This window comes from Luteimonas flava (assembly GCF_036584485.1).
Taxonomy (GTDB): Bacteria; Pseudomonadota; Gammaproteobacteria; order Xanthomonadales; family Xanthomonadaceae; genus Luteimonas; species Luteimonas flava.
The window spans coordinates 598,982-612,343 of sequence record NZ_JAZHBM010000002.1 but is presented as its reverse complement, the minus strand read 5'-3'; the positions used below and the strand labels follow the sequence as shown (position 1 = coordinate 612,343).

Here is a 13,362-nt window from a genome sequence, read left to right as displayed (position 1 = left end):
GTAACGAACTCGCGCGCGGCGACGCTCAGTTCTCGCCCTGGAAGGCGCCGGCGCGATAGGTCAGCACCAGCGTGTCGCGATGACCGGTGCCGTCGGCCGGCTGGATCGGCGTGGACTCGTGGATCACGCGATGGTCGTCGAGCAGCAGCACCGCCCACGGTTCGGTCAGGGTGAAGCGCTGCCCGGCCGGGCCGTCGGCCTCGAACACGCGCGTCTCGCCGCCCTTGATGCCACTGCGGCCGACCAGCAGCACCGCGACGAAATCCACACCATCCCGGTGCGCACCTTCGGGCGTGGGCCGGCCGATGCCGTCGGTGGTGTCGATGCGGAACTGGTGCGCTTCGACATGCCAGTCACCATCGTCGCGCACCTGCGCGAATACATGGCCGAGTCCGGCGACGAGCCGTGTCCAGGCCGGATCGGCCGCGAGCGCCGGTGCCAGCGGCTCGAACCAGCGATGCATGCCGCCGTGCAGGGCGTTGTAGTCCTCGGACTGCCAGTGCGCGCGATGCGCGACCTGCGCGAGCGTGTCGCCGTGTTGCACGAAGCAGCCGTGCCGACGTCGGCGATAGCGGCCGCCATCCTTGAGATAGGCATCGGGCGGGAGATCGTCCCAGCCCGCGCGCCAAGCCTCGAGCGCATCGATGCGCACATTGCAGAGCGATGCCAGCGTCGAGGGTGCGAGCACCGCGCAGCCATGCACGCGCAGGGCGTCGACGACGGCGGCAGGAGTGGTATACGGCGGCGGGAACGCGTTCATCGCGGAATTCTAGAGCCGCATCGATGCGCGTGCATCGTGTCGCCGTGCGCAGGCGTGGAATGCAGTCGTCCTGCGAACGGCACGTCGTGAATGCAATCGACACGCGTGAACAAACGCAAAGACGCCGGACGCGAAATTCGAGGCTGCAACGCCATGGCTTGCAGCGCACTTGCCGAAGACAACAGGCACAAAAAAGCCCACCTTTCGGCGGGCTTTTTCGTTTTCGATGTGGCAGCCCCGGAAGGATTCGAACCTCCGAATGCCTGAGTCAGAGTCAGGTGCCTTACCGCTTGGCGACGGGGCTATGAACATATTGTAACGCCGAAACCGCGGTGCTCCGCAAGCTTCGGCGACGCCGGATCCACGCAGTCGCGCGGATCCGGCAACGCACGATCAGCGCTTCGAGAACTGCGTGGCGCGACGTGCCTTGTGCAGGCCGACCTTCTTGCGCTCGACTTCGCGTGCGTCACGGGTCATGAAGCCCGCCTTGCGCAACTCGACCTTCAGCGTCTCGTCGTATTCGACCAGCGCACGCGAGATGCCGAGGCGGATCGCACCGGCCTGACCGGTCGTGCCGCCACCGGTGGTGGTCACCAGGATGTCGAACGTCTCGGTGTTCTGGGTCAGCTCGAGCGGCTGGCGCACGATCATGCGCGCGGTCTCGCGGCCGAAGAACTCGTCGAGCGGACGGTCGTTGACGGTGATCTTGCCGCTGCCCTTGCGCAGGAACACGCGGGCGACGGAGGACTTGCGACGGCCGGTGCCGTAATTCTGGGTAATTGCCATGATCAGAGTTCCAGGGGCTGCGGCTGCTGTGCGGCGTGCGGGTGCTCGGCACCCTTGTAGACCTTGAGCTTGCGGTACATGGCGCGGCCGAGGGTGTTCTTCGGCAGCATGCCCTTGACGGCGATCTCGATCACGCGCTCCGGGTGGCGCTCGAGCGCCTGGCCCAGGGTCTCGGTCTTCAGGTTGCCGATGTAGCCCGTGAAACGGTGGTAGAGCTTGTCCGTCATCTTCTTGCCGGTCACGGCGATCTTCTCGGCGTTGACCACGATGATGTAGTCGCCGGTGTCGACGTGCGGGGTGTAGACGGGCTTGTGCTTGCCGCGCAGACGGTGGGCGATTTCCGCGCTCAGGCGGCCCAGGGTCTTGCCGGATGCATCGACGAGATACCAGTCGCGCTGGACGGTCTCGTTCTTGGCAATGAAGGTCTTCATGGAAATACTCGGTGGGTGACTGGTCGGGCTGGTTGCGCCGGTGGCCGGCGGAACGTCGCCTCGCGTTGTAGAGCGTGCAACACAGAAGCGGAATGATAGCTGCCCGCCCTTCGGCACGCAAGCTGGCGGGGCGTCGCCACGCCGGACGCTGGCGCGGCATGGAGCGAGGGCCGAGAATGGTACGCGACGCGGCCACCTGCCGCGCTGCAGGAATCCGACCCGATGGCCCTCCCCCGGCCCCGTTTCAATCCCGTCGACCACTTGCTGGTCGAGACCCAGCGCGCGCTCGACACGGTATTCGGCAATCCGCCGGCCACCCGCCCCAACCCCGGCGTCGAGACGCCCGATGTCGTGCTCAACGACGCGGAGCGCCGGCACGCCGCGGGTCTGATGCGGATCAACCACGTGGGCGAGATCTGCGCGCAGGGCCTGTACTTCGGCCAGGCCGCGGTCGCACGCGAGGCCGGGACGCGCGCGCATCTGCTCGACGCCGCGCAGGAAGAAACCGATCACCTGGCCTGGTGCGCGCAGCGGCTGCGGGAACTCGACAGCCGCCCCAGCGTGTTCAACCCGCTGTGGTATGGCGGCAGTTATGCGCTCGGCGTCGTGGCCGGTCTGCGCGGCGACGGCTGGAATCTCGGCTTCGTCGTGGAGACCGAACGTCAGGTCGAGGCGCACCTCGACGCGCATCTGCAGACCTTGCCGGAAGCCGACCAGCGCAGCCGCGAGATCCTCAAGCAGATGAAGGAAGACGAGGCGCGCCACGCCGAACACGCCGAGCAGGCCGGCGCGCGCGTGCTGCCGTGGCCGGTGCCGTCACTGATGGCGACCGCCTCGAGCCTGATGAAGGCGGTGGCGTACCGGCTGTAGCGCCGCCAGCGCGTCAGGACGGAAGACGTGAGGGCTGGAGTCCTCACGGACACGAAAAGGCCCCGCCATGCGGGGCCTTTTTGCGTCGACCGGCAGCGTACGCCGGTCAGTCGATCAGATTGCGACCGTGATAGAGCTCTTCGATCTCGCGGCGCAGGCGCGCTTCGATCTTCATGCGCTCCTTGAACGAGAGATTGCGGGCCTTCTCTTCGAACAGGTACTGGTCGAGATCGAATTCCTTCAGGTGCATCTTCGTGTGGAAGATGTTTTCCTGGTAGACGTTCACATCGAGCGCGTCGTAACGCGACTTGATGTTCTTCGCCAGGTAATCCTGGATCGAATTGATCTTGTGGTCGATGTAGTGCTTGCGGCCCTTCACGTCGCGGGTGAAACCGCGCACGCGGTAGTCCATCACCACGATGTCCGACTCGAGGCTCTCGATCAGATAGTTCAGCGCCTTCAGCGGCGAGATCACGCCGCAGGTGGCGACGTCGATGTCGGCGCGGAACGTCGCGATGCCGTTGTCCGGATGGGTCTCCGGATACGTGTGCACCGTGATGTGCGACTTGTCGAGGTGCGCGACGACGGCGTCGGAGATCACGCCCTTCGCGTCCTTGCGGTCCACCACCGGCTCCTCGGAGATGAGGATGGTGACCGACGCGCCCTGCGGGTCGTAGTCCTGGCGCGCGACGTTGAGGATGTTCGCGCCGATGATCTCGGCGACATCGGTCAGGATCTGGGTCAGCCTGTCGGCGTTGTACACCTCGTCGATGTACGCGATGTAGCGCTGACGCTCGTCTTCCGACGCGGCGTAGCACACGTCGTAGATGTTGAACGACAGGGCCTTGGTCAGGTTGTTGAAACCCTGAAGCTTCAGGCGCGGGAGCGGTTTGACCACAGCGGTCGACCCTCGGGGGTTGGGCGAAACGACGATTATGCGTCAAAGCACCCACGTGCCGCGACCTCGCCGATCACGCGGGTTTGCCCCGGGCAGCCGGAGCGCCTACTCTGCGGCATTCCCCCGATCCGAAGCCCATGACACCAACACCTGTGGCCCTGATCAATCCCCATGCCCCCCGCCCACCGCACCCGATGGCGCCCACGCCGGCCGCCATCGAGCGCTTTCTTGCCCATTGCCACCGCCGCCGCTACCCGCCGCGCAGCGAAGTGTTCCGTCCCGGTGATCCGGCCGGCACGCTGTACTACGTCGTCAGCGGCTCGGTCAGCATCATCACCGAGGAAGACGACGGTCGCGAACTGATCCTCGGCTACTTCGGCACGGGCGAGCTGGTCGGCGAGATGGGCCTGTTCATCGAGTCGGACGTGCGCGAGGTCATCCTGCGCACGCGCACCCAGTGCGAACTGGCCGAGATCAGCTACGAGCGCCTGTACCAGCTGTTCGACGGTGTGCTGGCCAACGATGCGACCTCGATCATGTACGCGATCGGCGCGCAGCTCTCGCGGCGCCTGCTCGACACCAGCCGCAAGGCCGGACGTCTGGCGTTCCTCGACGTCACCGACCGCATCATCCGCACCCTGCACGACCTGACCCGCGAGCCGGAGGCGATGAGCCATCCGCAGGGCACCCAGCTGCGGATCTCGCGGCAGGAGCTGGCACGTCTGGTCGGCTGTTCGCGCGAGATGGCCGGGCGCGTGCTCAAGAAGCTGCAGGCGGAGAACAAGCTGACCGCCCGCGGCAAGACCATCGTGCTGTTCGGCACGCGCTAGGAGCGCCGGCATGAGCCTCGGACACTTCGGCCCGCGGGGCGACCTGCCCGACGCCGACCTGCGCAGCGCGTCGGTGATCGACGCCGACGACGTGGCCGCGCTGCTGTCGGAGATGGGCTATCCCTGCACCGAGCGCGAAGCCCGCGATCGCATCCGCCTGATCACCGACAACGACCGCCAGGCCCTGGTGGTCGCGCGCAGCGGCGGCCGGGTCTGCGGCCTGATCGCACTCGATTTCATGTACTACCTGCCGCTCGGCTCGACGACCTGCCGCATCACCGCGCTGGTCGTCACCAGCGATTCGCAGGGCAAGGGCCTGGGCCGCGAGCTGCTGAAGGAAGCCGATCGCCGCGCGCGTTTCGCCGGTGCGGCGCGGCTGGAGCTGGTCAGCGGTTCGCAGCGCGCCGACGCGCATGCGTTCTACAAGGCCTGCGGCTTCTCCGACGGCACCCTGCGTTTCATCAAGCGGCTCGGCGACGCCTGACGGGACACACGTCCCGGTCACGCCGTCCTTGCAGACTGTCCTGACCTTCCGGAGTCTGCGCCATGGAACTCGGCGACCAATTCCTGTTCTTCGTGCTCGTCGGACTCGCCGCGCAGCTGATCGACGGCGCGCTGGGCATGGCGTTCGGGCTGGTGTCGTCCTCGGTGCTGCTGAGCATGGGCGTGCCGCCGGCGGCAGTGAGCGCCAGCGTGCATACCGCCGAGGTGTTCACGACCGGCGCCTCGGGCGCCTCGCATCTGGCGATGCGCAACGTCGACAAGCGGCTGTTCCTGCGGCTCGCCCTGCCGGGCATGATCGGCGGCGCGATCGGCGCCTACGTGCTGACGCAACTGCCCGGCGACGTGATCCGGCCTTTCATCTACGCCTACCTGCTGATCCTGTCGATCGTGATCCTGCTGCGCGCGGCGGGCCGGCTGATGCCCAAGCGCGAAGTGCGCCGGGTGCCGCTGCTGGGCTTCTTCGCCGGCCTGCTCGATGCCACCGGCGGTGGCGGCTGGGGGCCGGTGGCCACGTCCACCCTGCTCGCCCGCGGCGGCACGGCGCGCACGACGATCGGCACCGTCAACGCAGCCGAGTTTCTGGTCACCGTGTCGATCTCGGTGACCTTCTTCCTGACGATGGGCCTGCAGCACCTCGACGTGATCCTCGGGCTGCTGGTCGGCGGCATGATCGCCGCGCCGCTGGCCGCGCTGTTCGTCAAGCACGTCCGCGAGCGCTGGGTGCTGCTCGCGGTGGGTCTGCTGGTGATGGCGATCAGCCTCTACCAGATCGGCCGCACGCTGCTGGCCTGAGACTTCAGACCGCGGGCGTGGCGATCGGATCGCCGCCGCGGTCGGCGCAGCCCCAGTTGAGCACCGGCGTGCCCGGCGGCAGGGCGCGGCGGAACATGTCGACGTTGGCCGCCTTCGGGTTCACCACCACCGGTGCCTTCGCGGCCTTGAGCAGCGGCAGGTCGGCGGAGGAATCGGAATACGCGATGTCGATCGCGCCGTAGCCGCGCTCGCGCAGCATGCGCATCTTCTCCTCGGCGTGGCAGTGGCGCGTGGCGACCACCGCGCCGAACTTCGGCCCGACCGCGGTGCCGATCACCGGCACGGATTCGTGCGCGACGAACGCGAGAATGGCGCGGGCGAGTTCCGGCGGCGCGCCGGTGGCGATGACCACGTTGTCGCCGGCGGCGCGATGCGCGTGCAGCACGTCGAGCGCGATCGGCAGCAGCTTGGGTTTGATCTGCGCGGCGTTGTCCGCGACGTAGCGATCGATCAGCCGGTCCAGCACGCCGCGGCTGTGCAGGCCGACGGTGCCGATCCACACGAATCCGGAAATGCCGTAACGGCGCGTGGGCAGGGACGCGATCATCGGCCCGAGCACCGGCGCGGCCAGACAGGCCAGCGCGGTGCGCCAGACGCTGCGGGTGATCAGCCAGCGGAACAGATGGGTGCCCGAGTCGCCGTCGTAGAGCGTGTGGTCGAAATCGAAGACCACGGTGCGCACGGTGTCGTTCGCGGCGGTGTCCTTGAGCAGCTGGGCGACGACCGGCGTGCCGGTATCCGCACCGGCGGTGTCCGTCTCCACCGGCGCCGGCGTCGTCGCGGCGGCGATCGCGATCGCCGAGATGTCGGCGACCGGACGGCTGTCCGTCGTCGTGGGCGCGCCCGGCATCGCGAACAGCGTGCGCAGCGCGGTGCCCGGATCGGGCTCGCGCATGAAGGCTTCGCCGACCAGGAACGCGTCGATCCCGGCCGCGCGCATGCGCGCGACATCGGCGGCGGTGTGGATGCCGCTCTCGGTGACCAGACGGCGATCGCGTGGCACCGCGCTGCGCAGTTCCAGCGTGGTGTCGAGCGAGACTTCGAACGAACGCAGACTGCGGTTGTTGATGCCCAGCAGCGGCGCCGGCACCTGCAGCGCGCGCTCGAGTTCGTCGATGTCGTGCACTTCGACCAGCACGTCGAGATCGATCGACATCGCAAGCTCGGCAATCTCGACCAGCTGACGGTCGTCGAGCGCGGCGACGATCAGCAGCACGCAGTCCGCGCCGAGTGCACGTGCCTCATAGACCTGCCAGGGATCGACGATGAAGTCCTTGCGCAGCACCGGCAACGCGCAGGCTGCGCGCGCCTGCACGAGGTAGTCGTCGGCGCCCTGGAAGAAATCGATGTCGGTCAGCACCGACAGACAGGCCGCGCCGCCGGCCGCGTAGCTGCGCGCGATCTCGGCGGGCTGGAAGTCGGCGCGGATCACGCCCTGCGAGGGGCTGGCCTTCTTGACCTCGGCGATCACCGCGGCCTGGCCGGCGGCGATCTTCGCTTCGATCGCGGCGGCGAAGCCGCGCACCGGCGGCGCCGCAGCGGCCCGTGCGGCGATGTCGGCCAGCGGCAACGCGGCACGACGTGCCGCGACTTCTTCGTGTTTGCGCGCCAGGATGCGCTGCAGGACGTCGTTCAAGATCAACACCGTGGGCCAGCGCGACGCGCCGGTCTGGAAGGGCCGCCCACGATAACGCAGGCGACGGTGCCCCGGACCGTCAGACCGGGAACACGGCCCCGGGCGCGTCCCCGTCGTCCGTCTCGTCGCCGGCTGCGTCGCGCGACCACGCGTAGGCACGTTCGACGCGCGCGATCTGCAGGGCGTACTCGGTGTACCAGCCGCGCCGGTCCTTCTCGCGGATCACGCCCTGACCGTCCTGCGCGCGCCAGGCGCGGATCGAGGCCTCGTCGGTCCAGTAGCTCAGCGTGACGCCGTCACCGCTCGCGTCGTCTACCGACTCCATGCCGAGAAAGCCGGGCTGCAGCTGCGCCATTTCGACCATGTCGCGCAGCGCTTCGTTGTAACCGGCCGCGTCCTCGCCGTTGCGGCGGTAACGGAGGATCGCGACGTGATACGGGGGACGGGGTAATGCGGGATGACGCATGCAGGGATCGCTTCTTCAACCGAAAGGGCAGCATCCATGCAACCTATTCAGCATACGCGTCCGCCAGGGCCCGGGGAACCAGAAACTTCCGATTCAGCTGCCCGCGTGCTGCGTCTGTGCGACGAATGCGTCCAGGCGGCGCAAGGCCTCACCCGATGCGACGGTGGTCCGCGCGAGCGCGACACCATCGGCGATCGACGCCGAGACGCCGGCCACGTACAGCGCCGCGCCGGCATTGAGGCAGACGATGTCCTGGGCCAGCCCCGCGGTGCCGTCGAGCGCCTGGCGCACCAGCGCCTTCGATTCGTAGGCGTTCTCCACACGCAGATTGCGGCTGGCCGCCATGGCGATGCCGAAATCCTCGGGATGGATCTCGTACTCGCGCACTTCGCCGTCGCGCAGCTCGCCGACCAGCGTGCCGGCGCCGAGCGAGATCTCGTCCATGCCGTCGCGGCCCCAGACCACCAGCGCGCGCTGCGCGCCGAGTTCGCGCAGCACGCGGACCTGGATGCCGACGAGATCGGGGTGGAACACGCCCATCAGGATGTTCGGGGCACCGGCCGGATTGGTCAGCGGGCCGAGGATGTTGAAGATCGTGCGCACGCCCATCTCGCGACGTACCGGCGCGACCGCCTGCATCGCCGGGTGATGCACCGGCGCGAACATGAAACCGATGCCGGTCGCCGCGATGCAGCGTGCGACGTCGTCGGGCTGCAGATCGATGCGCGCGCCGAGTGCTTCGAGCACATCGGCACTGCCGGACTTCGAGGACACGCTGCGGTTGCCGTGCTTGGCCACCTTGGCGCCGGCCGCGGCGACGACGAACATGCTCGCCGTCGAGATGTTGAACGTGTGCGCGCCGTCACCGCCGGTGCCGACGATGTCCACCAGATGCGCGCGATCCGCATCCGCGACCGGCACCGGCAGCGCGAACTCGCGCATCACCTGCGCCGCGCCGGCGATCTCGTCGACGGTTTCCTTCTTGACCCGCAGGCCGGACAGGATCGCCGCGGTCATCAGCGGCGACACCTCGCCGCGCATGATCTGGCGCATCAGCTCGACCATTTCGTCGCGGAAGATCTCGCGGTGCTCGATGGTGCGTTGCAGGGCTTCGTGGGGGGTGATGGGCATGGGGAGACCGATGGTTCGTAACAGCGAATCTTGATGATGCGTCATCCCGGCGAAGGGCGGGATCCAGTGTCTTCTGTGCCGGCTTCAAGTCGCTGGATCCCGGCGTGCGCCGGGATGACGTCGAAAGGGTCAGCGCTCGAGGAAGTTTTTCAGCAACGCATGTCCATGCTCGGTCAGGATCGACTCGGGATGGAACTGCACGCCCTCGACCGGATGCGTGCGATGGCGCAGGCCCATGATCTCTTCACGGCTGCCGTCGTCGTGCTCGGTCCACGCGGTGACTTCGAGACAGTCCGGCAGCGACGACTGTTCGACGACCAGCGAGTGGTAGCGCGTCGCCTCGTAGCCATCCGGCAGACCCGCGAACACACCGCGGCCCTCGTGGCGGATCGCCGAAGTCTTGCCGTGCATGATCCGCTGCGCGCGGATCACCTTGCCGCCGTAAGCCTGGCCGATGCCTTGGTGCCCGAGACACACGCCGAGAATCGGCGTCGTTGCACCGAGGCGTTCGATCAGCTCCAGCGACACGCCGGCTTCGTTCGGTGTGCATGGGCCCGGCGAGATCACGATGCGCTCGGGCGCGAGTTTCGCGATCGCATCGACCGACAACGCGTCATTGCGCTCCACCCGGACCTCGGCGCCCAGCGCCTGCAGATACTGCACGAGGTTCCAGGTGAAGCTGTCGTAGTTGTCGATCATCAACAGCATGGTTCAGTCCGCGAGCAGAAAAATGGCGTAGAGGTGTTCGGCGATGGTGACGGTGCCGACGGCGAGGCTTTCGGGCGTGATGCGACTGCCGGTGACCTGGATGCGGTCGAACGCTACAGAGGGGCTCGCCGCGGGCGGCGGAGACGCGCCGCTGCGCGACGACGGCCACTGCCCGGCCTGGATGCCGTAGGCGAAGCTCGGCGCCACGTCGGACACGCTGTACAGCGAGCCCAGGCGCGCACCGTAGCTCGTGGCCAGCAGCGCAGCGGTGTCGCGCGTCTGGCGCATCGCCTCGGCCTTCAGTTCACCGCGCAATGCGGCCTCGCCGGAGAACGTCGGCTCGATGCTGCCCAGCTGCACGTCCTCACCGGCGGGCAGCTTCGCGAGAAACGCGCGCGTGGCCTCGGCGTTGGGGAACGTCACCCGCAGCGCTCGCGTCGCGCGGATGCCGCGATACACGCGTTTCTGGGATTCGTAGTCGTGCTCGGGTTGCACCGAGAACGTGCTGGCATCGATCGAGCCGGCGATCGCCCCACCCGACTTCAACCCGTTCAGCAGTGCGCCGAGGTTCGTCTGCACACGCTCGCGTGCGACCTCGGGCTGCATGTCCAGCGCACTGAGCGTGATCGACACGGTGAACCGGTCGGGCACCACGTCACGCGTCGCTTCGCCCTTGACCAGCAGGTGCGGCAGGGAAGGCAACGCATTGACCTGCGCCGCCGCGAACGGCGCACACACCATCAGCAGCAGACCCGCACATCCGCGAACGAAACATCCTTTCATCGTCGTCTCCCTGATCCCTGGTGAAAACAGAGGGGGCGGCTCACAGTCCCTTCGCCGCCTGCGCGACCGCGCGGAACAACGCGCGACCCTTGTTCATGGTCTCGGCCCATTCCATTTCGGGGTCCGAGTCGTAGACGATGCCGGCGCCGGCCTGCACGTAGAGGCGGCCGTCCTGGATCACCGCGGTGCGGATCGCGATCGCAGTGTCGGCATCGCCGTGCCAGCCGATGTAGCCGACCGCGCCCGAATAGACGTTGCGCTTGACCGGTTCGAGGCTGCGGATGATCTCCAGCGCGCGTACTTTCGGCGCGCCGCTGACGGTACCGGCCGGGAACGTCGCGCGCAGTACGTCGGCATAGCTCAGCCCGTCCTTCAGGCGGCCGGTGACTTCGCTGACGATGTGCATGACGTGGCTGTAGCGCTCAATGACAAAACGCTCGCCGACCTCGACCGTGCCCGCGCTCGACACATGACCGACATCGTTGCGACCCAGGTCGATCAGCATCAGATGCTCGGCACGCTCCTTGGGATCGGCCAGCAGTTCGGCTTCGAGCGCCTGATCCTGCGCCGGCGTCTCGCCACGCGGACGTGTGCCGGCGATCGGGCGCACGGTGACTTCGCCGTCCTTGAGACGCACGAGGATTTCCGGCGACGAACCCACGACCTGGGTGCCGCCGACATCGAGGAAATACATGTAGGGCGACGGATTCAACGCGCGCAGCGCGCGATACACGTCGACCGGACGCGCCTGGAACGGCACCGACATGCGCTGCGACAGCACGACCTGGAAGGCGTCGCCGGCGGCGATGAATTCCTTGGTCTTCGCGACGGCGTCGATGAAGCCCTCGCGGGTGAAGCCGGACACGAAATCGGACTCGTCGAGCGCAGCGGGCTGCAGCGTTTCCGGATACCCGGCGCCGCCCTGGCGCAGGCGATGCGTCAGCGCATCGAGGCGGCGGTTCGCACGCAGCCAGGCCTGCGGTTCGCGCGTGTCGGCGTGGACCACCAGATACAACCGGCCCTTGAGGTTGTCGAACACCGCGACCTCGGTGCTCAGCATCAACAGGATGTCGGGCGTGCCGAGTTCGTCGCGCACGTCGGCGCGCTGGCCGCTGCGCAGACGCGGTTCGATGTACTCGATGCATTCGAAGCCGAACCAGCCGACCAGACCGCCGGTGAACCCCGGCAGGCCTTCGATCTGCGGCACCGAATGCGCGGTGCGCAGACGCTCGACTTCGGCGAACGGATCCTCGACCTCGCGCGTCTCGATGACCTCGCCGTGCTCGCGCACCGTCAACGTGTGGCCGTGGAACGCGTAGACGCGTTCGGCCGGCAGACCGATGATCGAATAGCGGCCGAAGCGTTCGCCGCCTTCCACCGATTCGAACAGATAGGTGTGCGGGCCATCGGCGAGCTTGAGGTAGACCGAGAGCGGCGTATCGAGATCGCTCAGGACCTCGCGGACCACCGGTACGTGGGTGTGGCCTTCAGCGGCGTAGTGCTGGAACTCGGTCTGCGTGATCACGCGGCATTTCCTGGACAGTCGGACGAACGGGGGCGACAGAGGCAGTACGCCACCATCGCCAGCCGGCGTCGGACGAACGGAAATGCGGGAAGGCGGACGCGTGCATGGCGGCTACTGTAGCGGCTCGGCCGCGCGCGCGCGACCGCCTCAGACGACCGGGTGCGGCGACGCGACGAGCAGCGGGCAATCCTTCGGCAGATGCAGCCGCAGGCGTCCGGGCTGGCAGCTGATCGCGAAGCGCCGCGCGCGCGCGGGCTCGCCATCGAGATTGAGCACCAGCGGCGTGTCGGACTCGACGACCAGTTCCGTCAGCTGCGTGCGCACGGCCACCTGGTCGAGCGCGGCGACCTTGCCCTCGGTCAGCGCGGTGCGCAGCGTGTTGAGCAGTTCGCCTTCGAGCTCGGGGACGATGGTGACGTCGATCAGGCCGTCGTCGATGCAGGCATCGGGACACAGGGCCTGTCCGCCGCCGGCCTGACGCCCGTTGCCGATGCCCAGCGCGATGAAGCCGCCCTGCCACGCGAAGTCCGGGCCGGTGATGCGTGCTTCCAGCGGTTCGATGCGGCCGAGCCGCGACAGGCCGGTGATGAAATACGCGAGGCCGCCGAGCACCTTCTTCAGCCCGGCGTGCGTCTCCACGGTGACCTGGGTGCCGAAGCCGCCGGAGCCGAGATTCGCGCACCAGTGCACACCGTCGTCGGTCTCGATGCGCAGCACGTCGATCGGCACGGCCGGCCGGTCGAGCGCCAGGGTCAGCGCGTCCTCGGGGAGGTTCGGCACTTCGGCGGCGGTGGCGAAATCGTTGGCGGTGCCCAGCGGCATCAGGGCCAGCGACGGCAGCGCATCGGCATCGGCGGTCTGCGCGGCCAGCACTGAGACCACGGCGTTGAGGGTGCCGTCGCCGCCGGCGGCAATGATCGTATCCACGGATTCCGCCAGCGCCTCGGCGGCGTAGCGCTCGGCGTCGCCGGCTTCCCAGGTCACCCGGACGTCGATGTGGACGCCCCGCGCGCGGAGTGCGGCGACCGCGGTGCGCACGGCCTCGTCGCCCGCGGATTTGCCATTGAGGATCAGGCGCCAGAGCGGTGCAGGCATGCGGGGGGTCGTGCGGGTGGTGGAGGTGGCGCGGAGCGTAGCGGATGCCCGGCGCATCGCCGTTAACCGGCCCTCACGCGTGTCATCGGCTCGTCATCTAGGTCCCGGAGTATGGAAGGCCATAGC

General features: G+C 68.0%; 15 protein-coding genes, 1 tRNA gene and 1 pseudogene. 4 read left to right on the top strand and 13 right to left on the bottom strand.

The annotated features are described in order from the left end of the window. Window positions 1-25: 25 nt before the first annotated feature. From V3391_RS09875 to rplM, 4 genes are all read right to left on the bottom strand, one after another. Entirely contained in the window at window positions 26-760 is a 735-nt protein-coding gene (locus V3391_RS09875) for a 2OG-Fe dioxygenase family protein (protein ID WP_332078236.1), read from the bottom strand. Window positions 761-989: 229 nt separating this feature from the next. Continuing rightward, window positions 990-1,064, bottom strand: a tRNA-Gln gene (locus V3391_RS09870). 89 nt (window positions 1,065-1,153) lie between these two features. Beyond that, window positions 1,154-1,546 carry a 30S ribosomal protein S9 gene (rpsI, locus tag V3391_RS09865; protein ID WP_332078235.1) on the bottom strand — a complete coding sequence of 131 codons (393 nt, stop codon included), beginning with the start codon at window positions 1,544-1,546 and terminating at the stop codon, window positions 1,154-1,156. Window positions 1,547-1,548: 2 nt separating this feature from the next. Further along, window positions 1,549-1,977 (bottom strand): 50S ribosomal protein L13, encoded by a 429-nt coding sequence (gene rplM / locus V3391_RS09860; RefSeq protein ID WP_159677749.1) that lies wholly within the window; start codon window positions 1,975-1,977, stop codon window positions 1,549-1,551. 222 nt (window positions 1,978-2,199) lie between these two features. Between rplM and coq7 the strand changes: the two genes are divergently transcribed. After that, entirely contained in the window at window positions 2,200-2,847 is a 648-nt protein-coding gene (gene coq7, locus V3391_RS09855) for a 2-polyprenyl-3-methyl-6-methoxy-1,4-benzoquinone monooxygenase (protein WP_332078234.1), read from the top strand. A 106-nt stretch (window positions 2,848-2,953) separates the two neighbouring features. Here coq7 and speD read toward each other — a convergent pair whose 3' ends face one another. Further along, window positions 2,954-3,745: an adenosylmethionine decarboxylase gene (gene speD, locus V3391_RS09850; RefSeq protein ID WP_232137969.1), complete on the bottom strand. Its 792-nt coding sequence runs from the start codon at window positions 3,743-3,745 to the stop codon at window positions 2,954-2,956. 194 nt (window positions 3,746-3,939) lie between these two features. Between speD and crp the strand changes: the two genes are divergently transcribed. The 3 genes from crp to V3391_RS09835 all read left to right on the top strand — a co-directional run bounded on the left by crp (window position 3,940) and on the right by V3391_RS09835 (window position 5,871). Further along, complete coding sequence (crp, locus tag V3391_RS09845; RefSeq protein WP_332078732.1) at window positions 3,940-4,575, top strand: cAMP-activated global transcriptional regulator CRP; 636 nt, start codon at window positions 3,940-3,942, stop codon at window positions 4,573-4,575. 10 nt (window positions 4,576-4,585) lie between these two features. Next, on the top strand, window positions 4,586-5,059 hold the full coding sequence (locus tag V3391_RS09840) for a GNAT family N-acetyltransferase (protein WP_232137971.1): 474 nt from the start codon (window positions 4,586-4,588) through the stop codon (window positions 5,057-5,059). Between the two features lie 62 nt (window positions 5,060-5,121). After that, window positions 5,122-5,871, top strand: coding sequence for a sulfite exporter TauE/SafE family protein (locus V3391_RS09835; protein ID WP_332078233.1), 750 nt, complete (start codon window positions 5,122-5,124; stop codon window positions 5,869-5,871). Window positions 5,872-5,875: 4 nt separating this feature from the next. Here the strand turns inward: V3391_RS09835 and V3391_RS09830 are convergent, their stop codons facing one another. From V3391_RS09830 to yegS, 8 genes and pseudogenes are all read right to left on the bottom strand, one after another. Next, window positions 5,876-6,604 carry a haloacid dehalogenase-like hydrolase gene (locus tag V3391_RS09830; protein ID WP_332078731.1) on the bottom strand — a complete coding sequence of 243 codons (729 nt, stop codon included), beginning with the start codon at window positions 6,602-6,604 and terminating at the stop codon, window positions 5,876-5,878. Window positions 6,605-6,745: 141 nt separating this feature from the next. Further along, window positions 6,746-7,528, bottom strand: a pseudogene (trpC, locus tag V3391_RS09825) (indole-3-glycerol phosphate synthase TrpC); the annotation flags it as partial. A 79-nt stretch (window positions 7,529-7,607) separates the two neighbouring features. Then, window positions 7,608-7,994, bottom strand: coding sequence for an antibiotic biosynthesis monooxygenase family protein (locus V3391_RS09820; protein ID WP_332078232.1), 387 nt, complete (start codon window positions 7,992-7,994; stop codon window positions 7,608-7,610). 93 nt (window positions 7,995-8,087) lie between these two features. Next, window positions 8,088-9,125, bottom strand: coding sequence for an anthranilate phosphoribosyltransferase (gene trpD, locus V3391_RS09815; RefSeq protein ID WP_332078231.1), 1,038 nt, complete (start codon window positions 9,123-9,125; stop codon window positions 8,088-8,090). Between the two features lie 129 nt (window positions 9,126-9,254). Continuing rightward, entirely contained in the window at window positions 9,255-9,833 is a 579-nt protein-coding gene (locus V3391_RS09810) for an anthranilate synthase component II (RefSeq protein ID WP_332078230.1), read from the bottom strand. Between the two features lie 3 nt (window positions 9,834-9,836). Beyond that, window positions 9,837-10,616 (bottom strand): SIMPL domain-containing protein, encoded by a 780-nt coding sequence (locus V3391_RS09805; protein WP_332078229.1) that lies wholly within the window; start codon window positions 10,614-10,616, stop codon window positions 9,837-9,839. Window positions 10,617-10,656: 40 nt separating this feature from the next. Further along, entirely contained in the window at window positions 10,657-12,141 is a 1,485-nt protein-coding gene (gene trpE, locus V3391_RS09800; RefSeq protein WP_332078228.1) for an anthranilate synthase component I, read from the bottom strand. 147 nt (window positions 12,142-12,288) lie between these two features. Next, the gene (yegS, locus tag V3391_RS09795) at window positions 12,289-13,236 is read right to left on the bottom strand and encodes a lipid kinase YegS (RefSeq protein ID WP_332078226.1); all 948 of its coding nucleotides are present in this window, start codon (window positions 13,234-13,236) and stop codon (window positions 12,289-12,291) included. Window positions 13,237-13,362: the final 126 nt, after the last annotated feature.

What these genes read in the sequence shown, in the direction of transcription:
- rplM (WP_159677749.1), bottom strand. Translation starts at nt 1,977, where the DNA reads ATGAAGACCTTCATTGCCAAGAACGAGACCGTCCAGCGCGACTGGTAT.
- trpD (WP_332078231.1), bottom strand. Translation starts at nt 9,125, where the DNA reads ATGCCCATCACCCCCCACGAAGCCCTGCAACGCACCATCGAGCACCGC.
- V3391_RS09805 (WP_332078229.1), bottom strand. Translation starts at nt 10,616, where the DNA reads ATGAAAGGATGTTTCGTTCGCGGATGTGCGGGTCTGCTGCTGATGGTG.
- yegS (WP_332078226.1), bottom strand. Translation starts at nt 13,236, where the DNA reads ATGCCTGCACCGCTCTGGCGCCTGATCCTCAATGGCAAATCCGCGGGC.
- rpsI (WP_332078235.1), bottom strand. Translation starts at nt 1,546, where the DNA reads ATGGCAATTACCCAGAATTACGGCACCGGCCGTCGCAAGTCCTCCGTC.
- V3391_RS09835 (WP_332078233.1), top strand. Translation starts at nt 5,122, where the DNA reads ATGGAACTCGGCGACCAATTCCTGTTCTTCGTGCTCGTCGGACTCGCC.
- coq7 (WP_332078234.1), top strand. Translation starts at nt 2,200, where the DNA reads ATGGCCCTCCCCCGGCCCCGTTTCAATCCCGTCGACCACTTGCTGGTC.
- crp (WP_332078732.1), top strand. Translation starts at nt 3,940, where the DNA reads ATGGCGCCCACGCCGGCCGCCATCGAGCGCTTTCTTGCCCATTGCCAC.
- V3391_RS09875 (WP_332078236.1), bottom strand. Translation starts at nt 760, where the DNA reads ATGAACGCGTTCCCGCCGCCGTATACCACTCCTGCCGCCGTCGTCGAC.
- V3391_RS09810 (WP_332078230.1), bottom strand. Translation starts at nt 9,833, where the DNA reads ATGCTGTTGATGATCGACAACTACGACAGCTTCACCTGGAACCTCGTG.
- V3391_RS09840 (WP_232137971.1), top strand. Translation starts at nt 4,586, where the DNA reads ATGAGCCTCGGACACTTCGGCCCGCGGGGCGACCTGCCCGACGCCGAC.
- V3391_RS09820 (WP_332078232.1), bottom strand. Translation starts at nt 7,994, where the DNA reads ATGCGTCATCCCGCATTACCCCGTCCCCCGTATCACGTCGCGATCCTC.